General features: G+C 46.6%; 13 protein-coding genes. 10 read left to right on the top strand and 3 right to left on the bottom strand.

Annotation, left to right across the window (positions count from 1 at the left end; genetic code table 11):
• The first annotated feature begins 473 nt into the window (after positions 1 to 473).
• The 10 genes from gltB (AB4558_RS04665) to AB4558_RS04710 all read left to right on the top strand — a co-directional run bounded on the left by gltB (AB4558_RS04665) (position 474) and on the right by AB4558_RS04710 (position 17,812).
• Positions 474 to 5,021 carry a glutamate synthase large subunit gene (gene gltB / locus AB4558_RS04665; protein ID WP_017059305.1) on the top strand — a complete coding sequence of 1,516 codons (4,548 nt, stop codon included), beginning with the start codon at positions 474 to 476 and terminating at the stop codon, positions 5,019 to 5,021.
• Positions 5,021 to 6,490, top strand: coding sequence for a glutamate synthase subunit beta (locus tag AB4558_RS04670; RefSeq protein ID WP_017066517.1), 1,470 nt, complete (start codon positions 5,021 to 5,023; stop codon positions 6,488 to 6,490). The genes gltB (AB4558_RS04665) and AB4558_RS04670 overlap by 1 nt, the downstream gene beginning before the upstream one ends.
• A 428-nt stretch (positions 6,491 to 6,918) precedes the next feature.
• Positions 6,919 to 11,382 carry a glutamate synthase large subunit gene (gltB, locus tag AB4558_RS04675; RefSeq protein ID WP_372158202.1) on the top strand — a complete coding sequence of 1,488 codons (4,464 nt, stop codon included), beginning with the start codon at positions 6,919 to 6,921 and terminating at the stop codon, positions 11,380 to 11,382.
• Between the two features lie 16 nt (positions 11,383 to 11,398).
• Positions 11,399 to 12,811 carry an FAD-dependent oxidoreductase gene (locus tag AB4558_RS04680; RefSeq protein ID WP_372158205.1) on the top strand — a complete coding sequence of 471 codons (1,413 nt, stop codon included), beginning with the start codon at positions 11,399 to 11,401 and terminating at the stop codon, positions 12,809 to 12,811.
• A gap of 172 nt (positions 12,812 to 12,983) precedes the next feature.
• Entirely contained in the window at positions 12,984 to 13,412 is a 429-nt protein-coding gene (locus AB4558_RS04685; protein WP_017059301.1) for a DUF1499 domain-containing protein, read from the top strand.
• Positions 13,413 to 13,539: 127 nt separating this feature from the next.
• Entirely contained in the window at positions 13,540 to 14,235 is a 696-nt protein-coding gene (gene mtnN, locus AB4558_RS04690) for a 5'-methylthioadenosine/S-adenosylhomocysteine nucleosidase (protein ID WP_017059300.1), read from the top strand.
• 10 nt (positions 14,236 to 14,245) lie between these two features.
• The gene (locus tag AB4558_RS04695; RefSeq protein WP_372158208.1) at positions 14,246 to 15,199 is read left to right on the top strand and encodes a cobalamin biosynthesis family protein; all 954 of its coding nucleotides are present in this window, start codon (positions 14,246 to 14,248) and stop codon (positions 15,197 to 15,199) included.
• A gap of 1 nt (position 15,200) precedes the next feature.
• Positions 15,201 to 16,070 carry a vitamin B12 ABC transporter substrate-binding protein BtuF gene (gene btuF, locus AB4558_RS04700; protein WP_372158210.1) on the top strand — a complete coding sequence of 290 codons (870 nt, stop codon included), beginning with the start codon at positions 15,201 to 15,203 and terminating at the stop codon, positions 16,068 to 16,070.
• A 74-nt stretch (positions 16,071 to 16,144) separates the two neighbouring features.
• Entirely contained in the window at positions 16,145 to 16,762 is a 618-nt protein-coding gene (locus AB4558_RS04705) for a TRIC cation channel family protein (protein WP_017070823.1), read from the top strand.
• A gap of 204 nt (positions 16,763 to 16,966) precedes the next feature.
• Positions 16,967 to 17,812 carry a LysR family transcriptional regulator gene (locus AB4558_RS04710; RefSeq protein WP_137002421.1) on the top strand — a complete coding sequence of 282 codons (846 nt, stop codon included), beginning with the start codon at positions 16,967 to 16,969 and terminating at the stop codon, positions 17,810 to 17,812.
• On the opposite strand, the gene AB4558_RS04715 is transcribed toward AB4558_RS04710, so the two are convergent.
• The 3 genes from AB4558_RS04715 to carA all read right to left on the bottom strand — a co-directional run bounded on the left by AB4558_RS04715 (position 17,763) and on the right by carA (position 23,139).
• Complete coding sequence (locus AB4558_RS04715; protein ID WP_017059295.1) at positions 17,763 to 18,542, bottom strand: TSUP family transporter; 780 nt, start codon at positions 18,540 to 18,542, stop codon at positions 17,763 to 17,765. The two genes, AB4558_RS04710 and AB4558_RS04715, sit on opposite strands and share 50 nt — an antisense overlap.
• Positions 18,543 to 18,737: 195 nt before the next feature.
• Entirely contained in the window at positions 18,738 to 21,968 is a 3,231-nt protein-coding gene (gene carB / locus AB4558_RS04720) for a carbamoyl-phosphate synthase large subunit (RefSeq protein ID WP_017059294.1), read from the bottom strand.
• Positions 21,969 to 21,984: 16 nt separating this feature from the next.
• Positions 21,985 to 23,139 carry a glutamine-hydrolyzing carbamoyl-phosphate synthase small subunit gene (carA, locus tag AB4558_RS04725; protein ID WP_372073203.1) on the bottom strand — a complete coding sequence of 385 codons (1,155 nt, stop codon included), beginning with the start codon at positions 23,137 to 23,139 and terminating at the stop codon, positions 21,985 to 21,987.
• Between the last annotated feature and the right edge of the window lie 337 nt (positions 23,140 to 23,476).

Below are 23,476 nucleotides of genomic sequence, written 5' to 3' on the forward strand. Positions count from 1 at the left end.
TACATCCCTGCAAAATTCGACCAATTAGTTTACTCAAGGCTTTTTGCGAGCAACCTAACAAATATCAATAAACATGCAAAAAATCGGCTCTATTTGCCTAATGTTGCACATTTGTTAGGCATTAAATTCAAAATAAAACGAAAAAAATGGTCTACATGGGTCAACTTTCATTGCAATTCGCCTAGACAAAATTGTAGGATACTTACACATATTGGCTATTTTTGAGTATTTACTTACAACGAAAACTTGCTAATAAGTCGGTGATATCTAACTCCCACCTATATAAACCACTAGTTTGTGGTTAAAAATAAACAGGTATCACTAAGGATTGTTTTTCTCGCAATACTTTTCCTGCGAGATACGGAAAGGATTCAAACCGCCAGCATAGGCAGGTTTAGACCCATAAATATAAAAGGACAAGGCTGACTTTATACAAATAAGTTGCGCCTAGATTTAACTGGAAGGATGTATCTATGGTAGATCAAGAGCAGAACTCACAGGGTCTGTATACTCCTGAATTGGAGCATGACGCTTGTGGTATCGGTTTTGTTGCGCATCTAAAGAATCGCAAATCTCATGATGTAGTAACTCAAGCACTCGATATGCTTGCACGTATGGAACACCGTGGCGGCCAAGGCTGCGATCCGTGTTCTGGTGATGGTGCAGGTATCCTGCTACAGAAGCCGCACGAATTCTTACTAGAAGAAGCCGTAAAGCTTGGAATTAAGCTGCCATCTTTTGAAAAATATGGTGTTGGTGTTGTACTTTTCCCTAAAGATGAACACAAACGTGCACAGTGTCGTGACATTCTAGAACGCAATGCACAACGCCTTGAGTTAGAAGTTATCGGTTACCGTGAACTTCCAACGGACAATTCAATGATTGGTGCTGACCCACTAAGCACTGAACCTCAATTTGAACACGTATTTATTTCTGGCGGCCCTGGTATCACACCAGAAGAGCTTGAGCGTAAACTGTATGTTCTACGTAACTACACGGTTCGTGTATGCCTAGAAAGCGTTTCAAATATCGGTGATGACTTCTACATCAACTCTATGTCTTACAAGACATTGGTGTACAAAGGTCAGCTAACAACTGAACAAGTTCCTCAGTACTTCCTAGATCTGCAAAACCCAACCATGGTGACAGCTCTAGCACTAGTACACTCTCGCTTCTCTACCAATACATTCCCACGTTGGCGTCTAGCTCAGCCTTTCCGTTACATCGCGCACAATGGCGAAATCAATACGGTTCGCGGCAACCTGAACTGGATGAAAGCACGTGAAGCAATCCTAGAATCGGATCTGTTTACACAAGCTGAAATCGACATGCTGCTTCCTATCTGTCAGGAAGGTAGTTCGGATTCATCAAACTTCGATATGGCACTTGAGCTACTTGTTCTTTCAGGTCGTACTCTGCCACACGCGTTGATGATGATGATCCCGGAAGCATGGCAAGAAAACAAAAACATGGATCCAACTCGTCGTGCGTTCTACCAGTACCACGCGAACGTAATGGAACCATGGGATGGCCCAGCATCAGTATGTTTCACCGATGGTGTTCAAGTAGGTGCAACACTTGACCGTAACGGTCTGCGTCCTTCTCGCTACACAGTAACTAAAGACGACTTCCTAGTAATGGCGTCTGAGTCTGGTGTTGTTGAGATTGCACCTGAAAACGTTGAGTACCGTGGTCGTCTACAACCAGGTCGTATCTTCGTTGCTGACCTTGAGCAAGGCCGCATCATTTCTGATGAAGAAGTGAAAGACAGCATTGCTAAAGCACAACCTTACGAAAAGTGGGTTGAAGAGAACCTTCTGAGCCTGAAAAAGCTACCGGATGCGAGCAACGAATTTAGCCAACCTTCTCCAGAGAAACTACTACACAAACAACAATCGTTTGGCGTGAGTTCTGAAGAAGTAAACGAAATCATTCTACCTCTTGCGAAAACAGGCTACGAGCCACTTTCTGCAATGGGTGCTGACTGGCCGCTAGCGATTCTTTCTCACCAATCGCAGCACCTTTCAAACTACTTCAAACAGTTGTTTGCACAAGTAACTAACCCGCCGATCGACCCGATTCGTGAGCGCATGGTTATGTCTCTGAACACTTACCTAGGTAAAGACCAGAACTTACTTGCTGAAACACCTGAGCACTGTCAAAAAGTAGAACTTGAGTCTCCAGTACTGTCTAACTCTGAGTTAGAAAAACTGCGTGCAATCGATAACGAGCACCTTCAGGCGAAGACGCTGGATATCGTATTCCAAGCAAATGGCGACCAAGGTAAGTTAGAGCGCGCACTTAAGCGTATCTGCCAATACGCAGAAGACGCAGTGATTGATGGCTACTCTATCATCCTACTGACAGACCGTGCGGTTAACTCTAACCATGCCGCTATTCCAGCAATGCTGGCGGTTGGCGCGGTTCACCACCACCTAATCCGTAAAGGTCTACGTGCTAAGTGTGACATCGTTGTTGAAACGGGCGACGCTCGTGAGACACACCACTTTGCAACGCTTATCGGTTATGGTGCAAACGCAGTTAACCCATACCTAGTGATTGAAACGATTGTTGAACTGCAACGTACTAAGAAGCTAGATCCAAACGTACACCCACGTGAGTTATTCGATAACTACCGTAAAGGTGTTAACGGCGGTCTACTTAAGATCTTCTCTAAGATGGGGATCTCTACGCTGCAGTCTTACCACGGTGCACAAATCTTTGAAGCACTTGGTGTTAGCAAATCAGTGGTTGAAAAATACTTCACAGGTACTGTTTCTCGTATCCAAGGTCTAACGATCGACGATATCGCGCGAGAAGTATTGGTTCGTCACCGTGTTGGTTACCCAGCTCGTGAAATTCCAGCTCAGATCCTTGATGTTGGTGGTGTTTACCAGTGGAAACAACGTGGTGAGAAACACTTATTCAACCCAGAAACTATTTCTCTACTTCAAGAATCGACGCGTAACAAAGATTACGGTCAGTTCAAGAAGTACGCAAAAGCAGTTGATGACCAAGGCGACAACGCAGCAACGCTACGTAGCCAACTGGACTTCATCAAGAACCCTGCAGGCTCTATTCCTCTAGCAGAAGTAGAACCAATCGAGAACATTCTTAAGCGTTTCGCAACCGGCGCAATGAGCTTTGGTTCAATCTCGCATGAGGCTCACTCAACACTGGCTGTTGCGATGAACCGCATTGGCGCGAAATCAAACTCAGGTGAAGGTGGTGAAGATCCAGCACGTTTCGAACGTAAAGAAAACGGCGACTGGGAACGTTCAGCAATCAAACAGGTGGCTTCTGGTCGCTTTGGTGTAACGTCTTACTACCTATCTAACGCTGATGAGCTACAAATCAAGATGGCTCAAGGTGCGAAACCGGGCGAAGGTGGTCAACTACCTGGTGATAAGGTTGATGACTGGATCGGCGCAACGCGTCACTCGACTCCGGGCGTAGGTCTTATCTCGCCACCGCCACACCACGATATCTACTCAATCGAAGATTTGGCTCAGCTGATCTACGATCTGAAAAACGCGAACCGTAACGGTCGTGTCAACGTGAAGCTAGTATCAGAAGCTGGCGTAGGTACGATTGCATCGGGTGTAGCGAAAGCGAAAGCTGACGTGGTACTTATCGCAGGTTTTGATGGTGGTACGGGTGCATCTCCGATGTCTTCTATCCGTCATACCGGTCTGCCTTGGGAGCTGGGTCTAGCGGAAACGCACCAAACACTACTGAAAAACGGCCTACGTAACCGTATCGTTGTTCAATCTGATGGTCAGATGAAAACACCACGTGATCTTGCAGTAGCAACGTTACTTGGCGCTGAAGAATGGGGCGTAGCAACAGCAGCTCTAGTGGTTGAAGGCTGTATCATGATGCGTAAGTGTCACAAGAATACATGTCCTGTTGGTATCGCTACACAGAACAAGACTCTGCGTGAACGTTTCGACGGCCGCGTAGAAGACGTAGTCACTTTCTTCCAATACATGGCTGAAGGTCTGCGTGAAGTAATGGCTGAACTTGGCTTCCGCTCTATCGATGAGATGGTTGGTCAATCGCACAAACTTAAAGTTCGTGATGACATCGGCCACTGGAAGTACAAGAACCTAGATCTAACACCTGTACTGCACATTGAGCAGGCACGTGAAGAAGATGGTATCTACAACCAGACGCAACAAAACCACAACCTAGAAGACGTTCTAGACCGCAAGTTGATTCAAGCTGCGATTCCAGCTCTTGAGAAAGGCGAAGCCGTGAATGCGAGCTTCCCTATCATCAACACGGACCGCTCTGCTGGTACCATGCTGTCGAACGAAATCTCGAAGGTTTACAAAGACCAAGGTTTACCACAACCAATGAACGTTAAGTTCCACGGTAGTGCTGGCCAATCTTTCGGTGCGTTCCTTGCGAAAGGCGTTAAGTTCGAAGTAGAAGGCGACGCGAACGATTACTGGGGTAAAGGTCTGTCTGGCGGTACTTTGGTACTGTACCCAGATGCGAAATCTTCTATCGTTGCTGAAGATAACATCGTGGTTGGTAACGTATGTTTCTACGGTGCGACCTCAGGTGAATCTTTCATTCGCGGTATGGCAGGCGAACGTTTCTGTGTTCGTAACTCAGGTGCGAAGGTTGTTGTTGAGGGCGTTGGTGACCACGGTTGTGAATACATGACTGGTGGTGTTGCCATTATCCTTGGTTCAACAGGTCGTAACTTTGCTGCGGGCATGAGTGGCGGTGTTGCTTATGTTTGGGACAAAGCGGGTGACTTCGAAACCAAGCTCAACCCTGAACTTGTAGACCTAGATCCAATTGAACAAGAAGATAAAGATCTTCTACTGGATATGCTAACTAAGCATGTTGAATTCACAGGAAGTGAAGTTGCTCAATCTTTCCTAGACAACTTTGAAGCAAGTGTTGCATCGCTAGTTAAAGTAATGCCACGCGACTACAAAGCTGTTCTTGAAAAGCGTAAAGCTGAAGCACAACAGGCACAAACGGAAGAAGTGGAGGCAGTATAATGGGTAAGCCTACTGGATTTTTAGAACACGGTCGTGAGCTTCCAAAGAAGCTCGACCCGTCAGTTCGAATTGAAGACAACAAAGAGTTCGTACTTAACGAAGAGTTTGGTGAAAAGATCAATACTCAAGCCTCTCGTTGTATGGACTGTGGCGTACCTTTCTGTCACAACGGCTGTCCGATTGGTAACATCATCCCAGAATTCAATGATGCGGTTTACCGTGACAGCTGGGAAGAGGCTTGGAATATCCTAAGCTCTACCAACAACTTCCCTGAGTTTACCGGTCGTGTTTGTCCTGCTCCTTGTGAAAGTGCCTGTGTTCTTGGTATCAACCAAGACCCAATCACTATCTGTAATATCGAGAAAACGATTGTTGAAACTGCGTACCGTGAAGGGTACGCAAAACCTAAAACACCACGCTCTCGCACAGGTAAAACTGTCGCAGTTATCGGTTCAGGTCCTGCTGGCTTAGCCGCAGCGGAGCAGCTAAACAGCGCTGGTCACTCGGTAACGGTATTTGAACGTGACGAGAAAGTCGGTGGTCTACTTCGCTTCGGTATCCCAGACTTCAAACTGGGTATGGACGTGATTGATCGTAAGATCAACCTAATGGCTGAAGCGGGCGTTGAGTTTAAAGTTAACCAACACATCGGTGTTGATGTTAACGCTCAGCAGCTACGCCAAGAGTTTGATGTGGTATTGCTAACGGGTGGTTCTACGGTTCCACGTGACTTGCCAATCCCTGGTCGTGAGTTGAAAGGCGTTCACTTTGCCATGGAATTCCTTGGTCAAAACAACCGCCGTGCTAACAACCTAGATCTTAAAACAGAAGAGATTCACGCTAAAGATAAGCACGTTGTGGTTATCGGTGGTGGTGATACTGGTTCTGACTGTGTGGGCACATCAAACCGTCATAAGGCAGCGAGCATTACTCAGGTTGAGATCATGCCGATCCCACCAGAGAAGCGCCCTGCAAACATGCCTTGGCCTCAATACCCAATGATCATGAAAACCACCACTTCTCACGAAGAAGGTTGTGAACGTCACTGGAACATCTTAACCAAAGAGTTCATCGGTAACGAGCAAGGTCAAGTGACGGGTCTACGTATTGCTGACATCGTTTGGCAAGATGCGAAACCAGGTGAGCGTCCAGGCTTTGATGAAGTCGCGAACTCTGAACGTGTTATTCCTTGTGACATGGCATTCCTAGCAATGGGCTTCTTACACCCGGAGCCAACCGGCGTGCTTGCTCAACTAGACATTAAACTGGACGAGCGCGGTAACGTCGCTTCTGAAGGTTTTGCAACGAACCAGAAAGGCGTTTTCGCTGCTGGTGATATGCGTACTGGTCAATCTCTAGTTGTACGTTGTATTAATGAAGGTCGTGAATGTGCAATTGCCATTGATGACTTCTTAATGGGTAACTCAAACTTAGAAGCGAAAGCTGATTCACTCATGCTTTCCGCATAATATTTCTCGGGCTAACGTCAATTACGTTAGCCTAGAGGAAAAGCAATACCCTTCCTAACTTTTATATTTGGCTAGCACTCGATGCTAGCCTTTTTTCTATCTGGCCTTTGTCGTTTTCAAAATCATCCTGTTGTATATGTTAAATCTCGTTAACATTCACCTTATATATCTCATTGATATCCATCGACTATTTTAGATTATTAAGTGGCTAATCGCGTTTATGCATGATAATTAACCATGAACTTGACCTTAAACACAATTAGCTATACGTTGTAAAGCTGATGAAAATAAAATCAATCGGTTTTGTTAACACAACCAATAACGTTTTAACTGGCTAAAGCAAACTATCAGTTTATAAAAAACAACAAGTATATGAATAGTTAGTCATTTACTGTCTGGATGACAGAGAAGCAAAAGGGAGAATTGCAATGGCTCTATATGATCCTAGTCTTGAAAAAGACAACTGTGGATTTGGTTTAATAGCGCAAATGGAAGGCCAACCTAGTCATAAGTTGGTAAGAACTGCTATTTCAGCCCTAGATCGCATGACACACCGTGGTGGTATCGCCGCGGATGGTAAAACCGGAGATGGCTGTGGCTTATTACTACAGAAGCCAGACTCTTACCTCAGAATTATCGCAGAAGAGAATAACTTCAACCTCGGCAAGCAATACGCTGTCGGCATGATTTTCTTCAGCCAAGATCCAATCAAAGCGCAATCCGCGCAAGACATCGTCAATAAAGAGCTCGCTCAAGAGACCTTAACGGTTGCAGGTTGGCGCGTAGTACCGACCAACACCGACGTATTAGGTCCGATTGCCAAAGATTCAGTTCCCAATATTCAGCAAGTGTTTATCTCGGCCCCCGCGGGTTGGCGTGAACGCGATATTGAACGACGCCTTTATATCGCTCGTCGCAGAATTGAAAAACAGATCACCGAAGACAAAGATTTCTATATTTGTAGCCTTTCGACACAAGTCATGGTTTACAAAGGTCTGTGTATGCCGGCCGATCTTCCGCGATTTTACCTCGATCTTGCAGACTTACGCATGGAATCGGCGATATGTCTGTTCCACCAGCGTTTCTCAACCAATACTCAGCCACGTTGGCCACTGGCTCAACCATTCCGCTATTTAGCGCACAATGGTGAGATCAATACCATTGAAGGTAACCGACAATGGGCTAAGGCTCGTGCCTATAAATTCTCTTCGCCGTTGCTGCCAGATTTACAAACCGCCGCACCCTTTGTGAATGAGACAGGCTCAGATTCATCAAGCCTAGATAACATGCTCGACCTGTTCCTTGCCGGTGGTATGGATGTGTTCCGAGCGATGCGCATGCTTGTGCCGCCCGCTTGGCAAAACCACCCAGATATGGACCCAGATCTACGTGCATTCTACGACTTCAACTCCAAGCACATGGAACCGTGGGATGGCCCTGCAGGTATCGTACTTTCTGATGGTCGTTACGCTGCGTGTAACCTCGATAGAAATGGCCTGCGTCCAGCGCGTTATGTGATTACCAAAGACAATCTAATCACGCTCGCATCAGAAGTCGGTATCTGGAACTACGCACCGGATGAAGTCGCAGAGAAAGGCCGTGTTGGCCCGGGCGAACTGTTGGTAATAGATACTCGCCGCGGCAAGCTATGGCAATCTAATGAGATCGACAATGACCTCAAAGGCCGCCACCCATATAAAGAGTGGATGGAAAAGAACGTTCACAAGTTAACGCCATTTTCTGCGCTGCAAGATGACCAAGTGGGTAAGCGTAGCTTTGACGATGATACGCTCAAGACCTACCAAAAACAGTTTGCGATGAGCAACGAAGAGTCCGACCAAGTGCTGCGTGTGCTTGGTGATATGGGGCAAGAAGCAGTAGGCTCAATGGGCGATGATACGCCAATGGCTGTGCTCTCTTCAAAAGAACGCTTGGTCACTGATTACTTCCGTCAAAAGTTTGCACAAGTCACCAACCCACCGATTGATCCATTGCGTGAAAAACACGTGATGTCTTTGGCGACCAGTATTGGGAAAGAGATGAACGTGTTCTGTGAAACAGACGGTCACGCCTATCGTGTCACGTTTGATTCACCAGTACTGCTTTACTCAGACATGCAGCAGCTTCTGCAGTTGAGTCAAAAACATTATCGTCATGTCATTCTCAGCATGCACTACGACCCGAATAACCAAGATCTAGAACAAGCAATCAAAGCAGTATGTGATAGCGCCGAACAAGAAGTCAGCGAAGGTGCGGTTTTAGTTGTGCTGTCGGACAAAGGTTTAGAGAAAGGAAAACTACCGATCCCTGCAGCCATGTTGGTTGGTGCGGTGCAAACAAGGCTTGCTGATACCAACCTGCGTTGTGATGCCAACATCGTTGTTGAGACAGCAACAGCTCGTGACCCACACCAGTTCGCAGTGCTACTTGGCTTCGGTGCGACTGCGGTTTACCCGTACCTTGCTTATGAAGCATTAGGTAAAATGTTGGATGATGGCTCTTTAGATAAAGATTATCGTGCCGCAATGCAAAATTACCAAAACGGCATCAACAAAGGTCTGTACAAGATCATGTCGAAGATGGGAATTTCAACCATTGCCTCTTATCGCTGTTCACAGCTTTTCGAAGCCGTTGGCCTTCATTCCGATGTTGTTGAGCTCTGTTTCCGCGGAGTTACCACTCGAATCCAAGGCGCAAGCTTTAGCGATTTCCAGCAAGATATCTATAACTTATCTCGTAAAGCCTGGACTAAGCGTAAGCCAATCGAGCACGGTGGTTTACTCAAATACGTACACGGCGGCGAATATCACGCCTATAACCCTGATGTGGTTGGCACTCTGCAAACTGCAGTAAAAACAGGTGAGACATCGGATTATCTCTCTTTTGCTAAGCAAGTAAATACTCGTCCAGCTGCGATGTTACGCGACTTAATGAGCCTCAAAAAAGCCGATCAGCCTCTACCACTAGAGCAAGTCGAGCCTAACAGCGATCTGTTTAAACGCTTCGACTCTGCGGCAATGTCGATCGGTGCTTTGAGCCCAGAAGCGCATGAAGCATTAGCAATGGCGATGAACCGCTTGGGTGGTTACTCAAACTCTGGTGAAGGTGGTGAAGACCCTCGACGCTTTGGTACTGACCGTAACTCTCGTATCAAGCAGATAGCTTCCGGTCGTTTTGGTGTGACGCCACATTACTTAACCAATGCGGATGTTTTGCAGATCAAGGTCGCGCAAGGTGCGAAGCCTGGAGAAGGTGGTCAACTGCCCGGCCATAAAGTTACCGCAGAAATCGCTAAGCTGAGATATTCAGTTCAAGGGGTGACACTGATCTCCCCTCCTCCACATCACGATATTTATTCTATCGAGGATCTAGCGCAGCTGATTTTCGACCTTAAACAAGTGAACCCTAAAGCCTTGGTTTCAGTAAAGTTAGTATCGGAACCGGGTGTAGGCACGATTGCAACTGGTGTAGCGAAAGCCTATGCCGATCTGATCACCATTTCTGGCTACGATGGCGGTACCGCGGCAAGCCCTCTAACCTCGGTAAAATACGCAGGTTGCCCTTGGGAGCTTGGCTTAGCAGAAACTCAACAAGCACTGGTTGCTAACGGGCTTCGTCATAAGATCCGCCTGCAAGTCGATGGTGGTTTAAAAACTGGCCTTGATGTGATTAAAGGTGCGATTCTCGGTGCAGAAAGCTTTGGTTTTGGTACCGCGCCAATGGTCGCTATGGGTTGTAAGTTCTTACGAATTTGTCACCTAAACAACTGTGCGACGGGTGTTGCGACTCAAGATGAAACACTACGCCGCGAATACTTCAAAGGCCTGCCAGACATGGTGGTGAACTACTTTACAGGCCTAGCCGATGAAGTTCGCCAATACCTTGCAGAACTCGGCGTAGAAAAACTCACGGACCTGATTGGTCGTACTGACTTACTTGAAGCCGTTCAAGGCCTCACCGCGAAACAGAACAAGCTCGATCTCTCTTCAATACTCGAAGCTCCGGTATCTCCAGAAGGTCACCCTCTGTTTTGGACCGAGCCAAACGCACCATTTGATAAGGCTCAGCTCAACCAGCAGATCCTTGATGATGCCATTGATGCGATTGAGAAACGTCAATCCACCAGCCTTTACTACAACGTAATCAACACCGATCGCTCGGTTGGCGCTCGTATCTCTGGCGAAATCGCGAAACGCTACGGTAACCAAGGCATGGCGGGCTCACCAATTAAGTTGTACCTCGATGGTACAGCAGGCCAATCTTTTGCGGTTTGGAACGCCGGTGGCGTCGAGTTATACCTAACGGGCGATGCCAATGACTATGTTGGCAAAGGCATGGCTGGCGGCAAAGTGGTTATCAAGCCTCACCAAGGCACTGCATTTGTTTGTAACGAAGCGACCATCATCGGTAACACCTGTTTGTATGGTGCAACCGGAGGCAAGCTATTTGCAGCAGGAACTGCCGGCGAGCGATTTGGCGTGCGTAACTCAGGCACGGTTGCTGTGATTGAAGGCGCTGGTGACAACGCCTGTGAATACATGACCGGCGGTATTGTTGCCATTCTTGGCGCAACTGGCGTCAACTTCGGTGCGGGTATGACAGGTGGCTTCGCTTATGTCATGGATAAGAACGAAGACTTCCAAGGTCGAGTAAATAACGAGTCGGTCGAGGCACTTTCTCTGTCTGACTTATTTATCCACCAAGAACATCTGCGTGGCTTAATTGCAGAGCACTTAGAAGAGACTGGCTCAGTACACGCTGAAGCTATTCTGGCGAACTTTGATGAATGGATTCCGAAGTTCTACCTAGTGAAGCCGAAGACGGCGGACCTTAATACCTTGCTCGGTCATCAAAGCCGCAGCTCTGCTGAACTTCGTGTTCAAGCGCAATAATTGGAAGGAGCCAATAATGAGCCAGAATGTATACCAATTTATTGATGTGAATCGCGTAGATCCAGCGAAGAAACCAATCAAAATTCGTAAGATTGAGTTTGTAGAGATCTACGAACCTTTCACGAAGCAACAAGCTAAGGCGCAAGCTGACCGCTGCTTAGATTGCGGTAACCCTTACTGTGAATGGAAGTGCCCAGTCCACAACTACATCCCTCAATGGCTCAAGCTTGCCAATGAAGGGCGCATTATCGAAGCGGCTGAACTTTCCCACCAAACCAACAGCTTGCCTGAGGTTTGCGGACGAGTTTGTCCTCAAGACCGTTTGTGTGAAGGCTCTTGTACCCTCAACGACGATTTCGGCGCAGTAACCATCGGCAACATTGAAAAATACATCAATGACAAAGCGTTTGAGATGGGTTGGAAGCCAGACATGTCGCATGTCGAATGGACCGATAAAAAGGTCGCAATCATTGGCGCAGGCCCCGCTGGCCTTGCTGCTGCTGATATCTTAGTTCGAAACGGTGTGAAAGCCGTAGTATTTGACCGCTATCCGGAGATCGGTGGCCTGCTCACGTTTGGTATCCCATCGTTCAAACTAGAGAAAGGCATCATGGAAAACCGTCGCCGTATCTTTAGTGGTATGGGTGTCGAATTTAAGATGAATACCGAAGTCGGTAAAGACGTTCAACTACAACAACTGGTCGATGACTATGATGCTGTTTTCTTAGGTGTCGGTACCTATAAAAACATGCGTGCAGGTTTAGACAACGAAGATGCACCGGGCGTTTATGATGCTCTACCCTTCCTTATTTCCAATACCTACAAGGTCATGGAACTGGATAACCCAACGCCGTTTATCGACATGAAGGGTAAAAAAGTGATCGTGCTCGGTGGTGGTGATACCGCGATGGACTGCGTCCGAACCTCGATTCGCCAACACGCAGCTAATGTTGTCTGTGCTTATCGCCGAGATGAAGCGAATATGCCGGGCTCTCGCCGTGAGGTGAAGAATGCGCGTGAAGAGGGGGTGAAGTTCAAGTTCAACCTACAACCTATCGGCTTAGAGCTTAACAGCGCTGGTCATGTGGTTGGTGTGAAATTCGTGAAAACCGCTTTGGGTGAGCCTGATGAAGCAGGCCGTCGTCGTCCAGAACCTGTCGAAGGCAGTGAGCATGTTCTTGAGGCTGATGCCGTAATTATGGCATTTGGTTTCCAACCTCATACGATGGAATGGCTAGAACCTTTCGGTGTGGAGCTCGATCAGTGGGGTCGCATCAAGGCTCCTAACAAACAAGAGTTTCAATACCAAACCACCAACAGCAAGATATTTGCAGGTGGCGATGCGGTTCGAGGATCTGACTTAGTGGTGACCGCTATCGATGAAGGCCGTAAAGCCGCAGAAGGGATCTTGGACTACCTAGAAGTGTGACTAATCTAAGGTTTCCTTTATTACTCAGGCCGTTACTATAAAAAAGGGATCCAATGATGGATCCTTTTTTGAATTAGATACGTTTATCACAAGCATATCGAAAAATACGTAAAACAATCGCAAACAAGCCAATACCTATAACTAAAATTAAAACAACGCCATAGGAAACATTATGAAAAAAGCAGCTCTCCTCTCGTTATCACTTTTAACGTTAACCGCTTGCAGCCAAGGAATCACGGACATGAAAGACAGAACTTCATCACCTTGTGGAGACAAACCAAACTGCGTATCAACTCAAGATGATCGTGAGCAACATGCATTGGCCGCGTTTGAGTTGTCAGATTCAGCGAGCTTAGATGCGATTGAGCAGGTTGCGCTAACCTTACCGGGATCAAAAACCGCGAGTAAAACAGAAGATTATCTGCGTGTTGAATGTACTTCGCGCATCATGCGTTTTGTCGATGACTTAGAACTTAAAATCACGGATGGCAAACTGATCGTGCGTTCAGAGTCTCGTACTGGCCATTCTGATTTTGGCGTAAACCGAAAACGAGCTGAACAACTTCGTGCTAGCTTGAAAAGCGAAGGCCTAATCAAATAGATAAAAGAATACGCAGATAAATCGCTACTATTCGGATGAGAAGTGCCTCTGGGCAGTCGCTCGACACTTCTTATCCATGCTACAATTTCGCTCTACTGTTTAAATATTATTTATTAAGAGACTACACATGAAAATCGGCATCATTGGCGCAATGGAGCAAGAAGTTGCGATCCTAAAAGCAGCAATTTCAGACATTACTGAAGTTAATAAAGGCGGTTGTACCTTTTTCTCTGGTCAGCTAAATGGTGTTGACGTTGTTTTGCTTCAATCTGGCATTGGTAAAGTAGCAGCGGCTGTTGGTACTTCAATCCTACTAAGCGAATACCAACCAGATGCCGTTCTGAACACGGGCTCTGCTGGCGGTTTTGATTCAACACTGAACCTTGGCGATGTGGTTATCTCAACTGAAGTTCGACACCACGATGCAGACGTTACAGCTTTCGGTTACGAAATCGGCCAAATGGCAGGTCAACCTGCAGCGTTCAAAGCTGACGACAAACTGATGGCTGTTGCTGAACAAGCACTAGCACAAATGGAAGACAAGCATGCCGTTCGCGGTCTTATCTGTACTGGCGACGCATTTGTTTGCACAGCAGAACGCCAAGAGTTCATCCGCAAGCACTTCCCATCTGTTGTTGCTGTAGAGATGGAAGCATCGGCTATCGCTCAAGCTTGTCACCAATTCCAAGTACCATTCGTGGTTGTTCGTGCAATCTCTGATGTTGCAGACAAAGAATCACCAATGAGCTTCGAAGAGTTCCTGCCACTAGCAGCGCAAAGCTCTTCTGAAATGGTTATCAAGATGGTTGCCCTACTAAAGTAAGCGACTAGACATGCAAACACTGTTTGATCAGGTATTTGCAAATGGCGTGCTCCTTGTGATGTGGGGAGCACTGCTTTTTCATTTAATTTTACCTATCCCCCATGTCGCACACCCCACGACCTTATGGCATAAGTTTGCTGAGCTTTTAGCAAGCAAGGTTAATAACAACCACAACTATTCCCAAAGTTTAATCTCAGGCACATTAGCCTGGGGGTTAATGGTACTGCCAACTCTGGTTATTCTATTGGCACTGCAACCATTGGTTTGGCAATCTCAACTGTTTGAATTGGCACTGTTATTACTCGCGATTGATTGGCGCAATAATGAAAAGCTGGCTAACCAACTGATCAAAGTACTTGGCCGAGAAGATAAAGCGGCCGCTCGTCAGTTACTGGCTCCGATTGTCAATCGTCAAACCGAATCACTTTCGTCACTTGGCCTCGGCAAAGCCGCCACAGAAACCATAATCATGGGTTACGCTCGTAACGTAGTTTGTGTGTTGTTCTGGTACGCCATTGGTGGTGGAATCGCTGCGTTAATGTATCGCCTTGTGGTCGAGTTAGCTCGAGCTTGGTCGCCAAGTCGCAAGCAATTTTCTCCGTTCGGCTCAACGGCGATCAAGATAGTCGCGATTCTCGAATTTATACCGATGCGTTTGTTTGCTTTGATGATCGTATGTGGTGATAAAGCAACGCACACATTTAAGATGATGCTAGTCCAAAGTCGCTCTTGGCCACTACCCGGCCCAGCCTGGTTAATCACGGCTGTTGGCAACAAGCTGGAGTTATCATTAGGTGGTCCTGCGATTTACGACAACACTAAAGCCATTCGCGCAAAATTAGGCGGAAGAATCGCACCGTCAGCTCTGCATCTATCTCAGGTTCAGAAACTACTCTTTGGTCGCATCGCTATCTGGATCTTTTTACAAAGCCTAGCCTTACTATTTATTCACCAAGGGATTTAGAGTGGAATCTTCAGCACTTGTTACAAGCCTTACTATTTTGTCTTCCAGCTTATGGCTGCCTTTATCATTTGCAGAAGAAGTACCACTGACTCAAGAACAAGTACAGCCGGCTCAACGCGTGGTCAGCCTTGCTCCTCATGCCACTGAACTCGCGTACAGCGCAGGTTTAGGTAACAACCTTGTCGCCGTAAGTGAACGAAGTGATTACCCACCACAAGCCGATAAGCTTGAAAAAGTGGCAAACTATCAAGGCATCAAGGTTGAGAAGATCATCGCACTTCAGCCTGATTTGATTCTTGCGTGGCCAGCGGGAAACCCGCCCAGAGAGCTCGCGAAACTAGAGCAATTTGGTTTTAATATTTACTACTCCAAGACCAAAAGCCTAGACAGTATCGCAACCAATATTGAACAACTGAGCAAATACGCTAGCGATCCAAGCATTGGCGAAAATAACGCTCAGCAATACAGAGAGCAGCTCAACGCGTTGAGACTAGAATACAAAGATGCCGAGCCAGTAAACTACTTCTACCAGCTCAGTGAAAAGCCGATCATCACTGTTGCTCAAGGACACTGGCCAAGTGAGGTGTTTGAGTTTTGTGGTGGCCACAATATTTTTGAAGACAGCGCCTCTCCCTATCCGCAAGTTGGTATTGAACAAGTTGTATTAAGAAAACCGCAAGTAATCTTCACTTCTCAGCACGCGATTGAGAATGGAACCATGTGGCAAACATGGGAAGATGAGATCCCAGCTGTCGCTCAAAATCAGATTTGGTCCCTCAATTCTGACTGGATTAATCGCCCGACAACGAGAACTTTGAAAGCGGTCCAACAAGTGTGCGATTTCTTTGATAGAGCTAGGCAAAATCACTAACTATTTGCTGCGTTTTTTCGTACAATTCGCCACCGACCTGTCCCTACAATTTTAACTATAAGAGCACCAGTATCATGGACTCCATGCTGCTTTATATTATCGATTTATTTGGCACTGCCATCTTTGCCGTCTCAGGCGTATTTGTCGCTGGCCGTCTTAAGATGGATCCCTTTGGCGTCGCCGTTCTAGGCAGTGTAACCGCGATTGGCGGCGGCACAATTCGTGACATGGCATTGGGTGCAACTCCCGTGTTTTGGATCACCGATACCACCTACCTTTGGGTCATCATCATCACCTGTTTGCTGACCATGATTATTGTAAGACGCCCGAAACGTCTGGCTTGGTGGATATTGCCGGTATGTGATGCGATTGGCCTAGCGGTGTTTGTTGGCATTGGCGTGGAAAAAGCGCTTATCTATCAAGATTCAGCACTAGTGGCCATCATCATGGGTGTCATCACCGGTTGCGGTGGCGGTATTATCCGCGACGTGCTTGCCCGTGAAGTGCCAATGATTCTAAGAAGTGAAGTCTACGCGACCGCTTGTATCATTGGTGGCGCTTTCCATACCGTGGCGATCAGCATGGGGCACGACTCAGAAACTGCATTTCTGGCCGGCGTGTTCTCAACACTATTGATCAGGCTTGGCGCTATTCGTTGGCATTTATCATTGCCGACCTTCGCCATCAAATAAGCTATCGTTACAAAGTGAAAGGCTCCGTAAAGGAGCCTTTCTTAATTTGAGCTCCCCAACACAATTATTATGCTCTCGCGCTACACGTGCGAGCATAGCTAAAAATACCTAACTTGGTTCAAAGCTTTAGTTTCAAGACTAGAGAATGAATGTTGTTTGAGGTAAGTTGAAACAATCATTCCCAACTTTCATGAATATAACCCAATGCTACTCGAAGGAATCGAAACTCTACTGGTATTGAGTAAAGCAAAGACCATGAGCCGCACAGGCAGTTTGCTTTATATCAGCCAATCAGCGGTCAGCAAACGGATTGCGAATTTAGAAAAGAAGCTAGGTAAAAAGCTCATTGAACCGAGTGGCCGACAGATAAAACTCACGCCAGATGCGATAGCATTAATAGAGAGTATTGGCCCGACATTCAATGAACTTCGCGGGCTTATTTATGAACAGCAAGAGTTGGAAGATACTACTCTCATCACCCTAGACAGCACTAAGTCTCTGATAGCCGGTTATTTAGGTGAGATGATGGGCCAGTTCATCCAGCAAGATAAGTACATCACCATTACCACCAACCACACGCCGAGAATCATAGAGCGAGTGCAATCTGGTAAGGCGACCTTGGGGTTGTGTGCTGGCTTACTGCCACCGCATCATGGGTTGATGACCTTCCATCTATTTGATGAGCCGTTTTACATAGTGAGTAAGTCACCGCTAACGGAGCTTCCTCCAATGGTCATCACTAACGACATGACCAACCCTGCCAATTCTTATCAACTTTCTGTATTAGAGAAGTTTGGTATCAAACCCTTGATGGAGATGGATGCCTACACCGCAGCGGCGCAACTTGCATTGGGCGGGACTGGGCCAGCGTTAATACCGCTCTCTATCGTAAAAACACTCAATATTGAGCCTCAATATCTGTATAGCTTCACCGAATTAGCAGGCTTGATTCGGCCGATTCATATCTGTGTCAGACCAAATAGTTACCAGTCTCCACGAGTTAAAACACTGATAGAATCGATTGTTGATGCTGTTCCCAAAGCAGTTTAGACGCCATTAGCATCGACATCACGATCACAAGGGGGCGAATCCATTTCTGCCCTTTTGTCACCACCACTTTAGCGCCAAGCTGAGCGCCCATAAATCCACCGACCGCCATCACTAATCCCAACTCCCAAATAGGCAAACCAGCCAAAATAAAGAAAATTAAGGCAGCGATATTCGAGGTAAAGTTAAGTACTTTAGTACGCGCCGTAGCATCGACTAACGAGAAGTGACCAATAGCAACAAAGCAGACGGTGAAGATAGAACCTGTTCCTGGGCCAAAAAAGCCATCATAGAAACCCACGCCGCCACCAATACACAGAGCAAACATGGCCTCAGAGATCTTCTGTTTTCCTTCAGACGCTCTAGTTTGGGGTGCCAACAGGAAATAGAGAGAGATAGCGATAAGCAGCAGTGGGATAACACTGGTCAGTAGGCTCGCATCAATGTGCTGGACTAACTCAGCGCCAATTGCAGAGCCAATAAAGGTACAAAAGATAGCAAGGCGCATCTCTTTGATGCTGACGATACCGTTGCGCACGAAATACCAACTCGCGGAGAAGCTGCCAAATGAGCTTTGGAGTTTGTTGGTTGCCAGTGCCTGCGTGGGTGGAACTCCAGCCGCTAGCAATGCAGGTAGAGTCAGTAACCCACCGCCGCCAGCCATTGCATCAATAAAGCCTGCTGCCGTTGCAACAACAAACAAGATAGCCAATATTTCTAGAGTGATTTCCATATACCCAACGCCTTAAAATCCTGTGTAGCGACAAGTTACCACTCACAGCAGACGAGCAATAACGAAACACAAGATTCTAACCTATTCCAAATATTCATCATTAAGCTACCGCGGAATAACAGACATAAAAAAGCCCACTCCGAGGAGTGGGCTTTGAGCATTTATATCCGCATATCAGCGATACACTTTAGGCGATTAAGCTTGAGAAGCTTTAACCTGAGCGTGTAGCTCTTGAACTGAAGTTACTGACGTTTTCGCGTCTGCAGTGTGCGCCATACAAGTCGCGAATGCAGCGTTTAGCGTAGTCGTGTAGTTAACTTTCTCAGCAAGTGCACCACGACGAAGAACTTTAGAATCTTCAATCGCTTGACGGCCAGCTGCAGTGTTCACGATGTACGTGTACTCGTTGTTCTTGATACGGTCAAGAATGTGAGGACGACCTTCGTGTACCTTGTTTACTAGACGTGGGTTGATGCCCGCTTCGCCAAGGATAACCGCAGTACCGTGAGTTGCGTCTAGCTGGTAACCAAGCTTAGATAGCTTAGATGCTAGGTCAACAACACGCTCTTTGTCGCCTTCGCGAACAGAAAGAAGTGCACGACCGCCTTCTGGGTAGATGTTACCACAACCCAATTCAGCTTTAGAGTATGCTTCTGCGAACGTCGCACCAACACCCATAACTTCACCAGTAGAGCGCATTTCTGGGCCTAACAGTGGGTCAACACCAGGGAACTTGTTGAATGGAAGTACAACTTCTTTCACTGAGTAGTAAGGTGGGATGATTTCTTTCGTAAAGCCTTGAGACTCTAGAGATTGACCCGCCATTACACGAGCGGCAATCTTAGCGATTGGCGCACCAGTTGCTTTAGATACGAATGGAACCGTACGTGCTGCACGAGGGTTAACCTCGATTAGGTACACTTCATTGTTCTTAACAGCAAACTGCGTGTTCATCAGACCACGAACACCCAACTCGAACGCTAGCTTTTCAACTTGCTCGCGCATTACGTCTTGGATTTCTTGGCTTAGCGTGTATGCAGGAAGAGAACATGCTGAGTCACCAGAGTGAACACCCGCTTGCTCGATGTGCTCCATAATACCGCCGATTACAACGCGCTCACCGTCACAAATCGCATCTACGTCTACTTCAACAGCGTCATCTAGGAAGCTATCAAGTAGTACTGGAGATTCGTTTGATACGCTAACTGCTTCGTTGAAGTAGCGACGCAGGTCTTGCTCGTCGTATACGATTTCCATCGCACGACCACCAAGTACGTAAGAAGGACGTACAACCAGTGGGAAGCCGATTTCACGAGATTTCTCTACCGCTTGCTCCATTGTTGTTACTGTCGCGTTTTCTGGTTGAAGTAGGCCTAGACGGTCTACAGCAACTTGGAAACGCTCACGGTCTTCTGCACGGTCGATTGCGTCTGGGCTAGTACCGATGATTGGTACGCCAGCAGCTTCAAGAGCACGTGCCAGTTTAAGTGGCGTTTGACCACCGTACTGAACGATAACGCCTTTTGGCTTCTCAACACGAGCGATTGCTAGTACGTCTTCCAGAGTTACTGGTTCGAAGTACAGACGGTCAGACGTATCGTAGTCTGTAGAAACTGTCTCAGGGTTACAGTTAACCATGATAGTTTCGTAGCCATCTTCACGTAGCGCTAGTGATGCGTGTACACAACAGTAGTCAAATTCAATGCCTTGGCCGATACGGTTTGGACCGCCGCCTAGAATCATGATTTTTTCTTTGTCTGTTGGGTTTGCTTCACACTCGTCATCGTAAGATGAGTACATGTAAGCCGTATCTGAAGAGAACTCAGCTGCACACGTATCTACACGCTTGTATACCGGGTGGATATCGTATTGGTCACGTAGACGACGGATTTCGCTTTCCGCTACACCTAGAATCTTAGATAGGCGCGCATCAGCAAAACCTTTACGCTTAAGCTTGTTTAGCTCGTCTTTATTTAGACCAGCAAAGCCTTTCGCTTTAAGTTCTTGCTCTAGCTTAACGATGTCTTCGATTTGAACTAGGAACCAACGGTCGATTTGCGTTAGGTTGAATACACCATCTACCGACATACCAGCACGGAATGCGTCAGCGATGTACCAAATACGCTCTGCGCCAGCTTCTTTAAGTTCGTGACGGATAGTCGTTAGAGCATCTGGTGCGTCTAGGTCTACCATTTCGTCAAAACCAGTCGCGCCAACTTCTAGGCCGCGAAGTGCTTTTTGTAGAGATTCTTGTTGGTTACGGCCGATAGCCATAACTTCACCAACCGACTTCATTTGCGTCGTTAGGCGGTCGTTAGCACCTGCAAACTTCTCGAAGTTAAAACGAGGAATCTTAGTTACTACGTAGTCGATTGTTGGTTCGAATGATGCTGGAGTTGCGCCGCCAGTGATGTCATTCATTAGCTCGTCTAGCGTGAAGCCAACAGCCAGTTTCGCTGCAATCTTAGCGATTGGGAAACCTGTTGCTTTAGAAGCTAGTGCAGAAGAGCGAGATACACGTGGGTTCATCTCGATGATAACCATACGGCCATCTTTCGGGTTGATACCAAACTGTACGTTTGAACCACCTGTTTCAACACCAATCTCACGCAGTACTGCTAGAGATGCGTTACGCATTAGTTGGTATTCTTTATCTGTCAGCGTTTGAGCTGGAGCCACAGTGATTGAGTCACCTGTGTGAATACCCATTGGGTCGAAGTTTTCAATCGCACATACGATGATGCAGTTGTCGTTTTTGTCACGAACCACTTCCATCTCGTACTCTTTCCAACCGATAAGTGATTCATCGATAAGAAGTTCATTAGTTGGAGATAGATCCAAACCACGACGACAGATTTCTTCAAATTCTTCTTTGTTGTAAGCGATACCGCCACCAGTACCACCCATCGTGAACGATGGACGAATGATACAAGGGAAGCCAACCATGTCTAAAACTTTGTAAGCTTCTTCCATCGTTTTCGCTGTATCAGCAGTTGGACACTCAAGGCCAATTGCTTTCATTGCTTTATCGAAGCGTGAACGGTCTTCTGCTTTATCGATAGCGTCAGCCGTTGCACCAATCATTTCAACACCGAACTCTTCAAGAACGCCGTGCTTTTCTAGGTCTAGAGCACAGTTCAATGCAGTTTGGCCACCCATAGTAGGTAGAACTGCATCAGGCTTCTCTTTAGCGATGATGTTACGCACAACTTCCCATTGGATAGGCTCGATGTAAGTTGCATCTGCCATATCTGGGTCAGTCATGATTGTCGCTGGGTTCGAGTTCACAAGAATAACTCGGTAACCTTCTTCGCGAAGCGCTTTACAAGCTTGAGCACCAGAGTAATCGAACTCACATGCTTGGCCGATAACGATCGGGCCAGCACCTAGAATAAGAATACTTTTAATGTCAGTACGTTTTGGCATTGTCTACTACTCCGAATTACGCTGTGTGCTGTTTGATTAGTTCAATAAAGTGGTCGAATAACGGCGCTGCGTCTTCTGGACCTGGGCTCGCTTCAGGGTGACCTTGGAAGCTGAATGCTGGTTTGTCTGTACGGTGAATACCTTGTAGAGAACCATCAAATAGTGATTTGTGCGTTGCACGTAGTGTCTCTGGAAGGGTTTCTTCGTCAGCAGCAAAGCCGTGGTTTTGCGAAGTAATCATCACAACATCACGATCTAAATCTTTAACCGGGTGGTTTGCACCGTGGTGACCAAACTTCATCTTCACTGTCTTAGCGCCTGACGCAAGAGCAAGAATCTGGTGACCTAGACAGATACCGAAGATTGGTAAGCCTTTTTCTAGGAACACTTTTGTCGCTTCAATTGCGTAAGTACATGGTTCTGGGTCACCAGGGCCGTTTGAAAGGAAAACACCGTCTGGGTTCAGAGCAAGTACTTCTTCAGCTGAAGTCTCAGCAGGAACAACCGTTAGGCGGCAGCCGCGGTCAACAAGCATTCGTAGGATGTTTCGTTTTGCACCGAAGTCATAAGCAACAACGTGGTATGGCAATTCTGAGTCTGCTTTCGCTTCAGGAAGTCCACCCGTAAGCGTCCACGAACCTTGTTTCCATTGATACGCTTCTTTTGTTGTAACTTCTTTCGCAAGGTCCATACCTTTCAGGCCAGGGAATTCTTTTGCTTTAGCAAGAGCTAGAGCTTCGTCTAGGTTTCCATCGTTTATTGAAGAGCCAGCTACGATACAACCGTTCTGTGCGCCTTTTTCACGAAGAATACGCGTCAGCTTACGAGTATCGATATCAGCGATACCAACAACGTTTTGCGACTTAAGGTAATCAGAAAGGGATTGTTCATTACGGAAGTTAGAAGCGATTAGAGGGAGATCGCGAATCACAAGGCCTTGAGCGTGGATTGAAGAAGATTCTTCGTCTTCGGAATTGGTTCCGGTATTGCCAATGTGAGGGTAAGTAAGGGTAACGATTTGTTGAGAATAGGAAGGATCAGTGAGGATTTCTTGGTACCCCGTCATCGAGGTATTAAAAACGACTTCACCAACTGCAGAACCTACAGCGCCAATGGCTTCACCGTGAAATACTGTCCCATCTTCTAGGACGAGTAGTGCTGACTTCTTCAAGACAACCTCCAGAAATAAAAATGCATTAAAATTGATTTAATTTGCAAATCTACCTTCCTGCAACACCAAAAACTGCGTGTTTATGGAAATTAGACAAATTGGCGGTATTTTAGTGATCTGCGTGATACGTGTCAACATTTAACTCAAAAGAAATTAAACATTTGTAAGGACTAATTCAATTTACCCCCTCAAAGCTCCAAAAGTTCAACTTTCATACGCATTTAGCTCGAATATTACGATTTTCTAATTTTCACCCCTCATTTTAGCCAACCATAGAGTGATAAAAATATCAGCAACAAAACGCAATCGATAAATACCAAGAGAAAACATGACAATT

It is taken from the genome of Vibrio sp. 10N.222.51.C5 (genome assembly GCF_041474575.1).
In the GTDB taxonomy this organism is placed as follows: domain Bacteria; phylum Pseudomonadota; class Gammaproteobacteria; order Enterobacterales; family Vibrionaceae; genus Vibrio; species Vibrio crassostreae_C.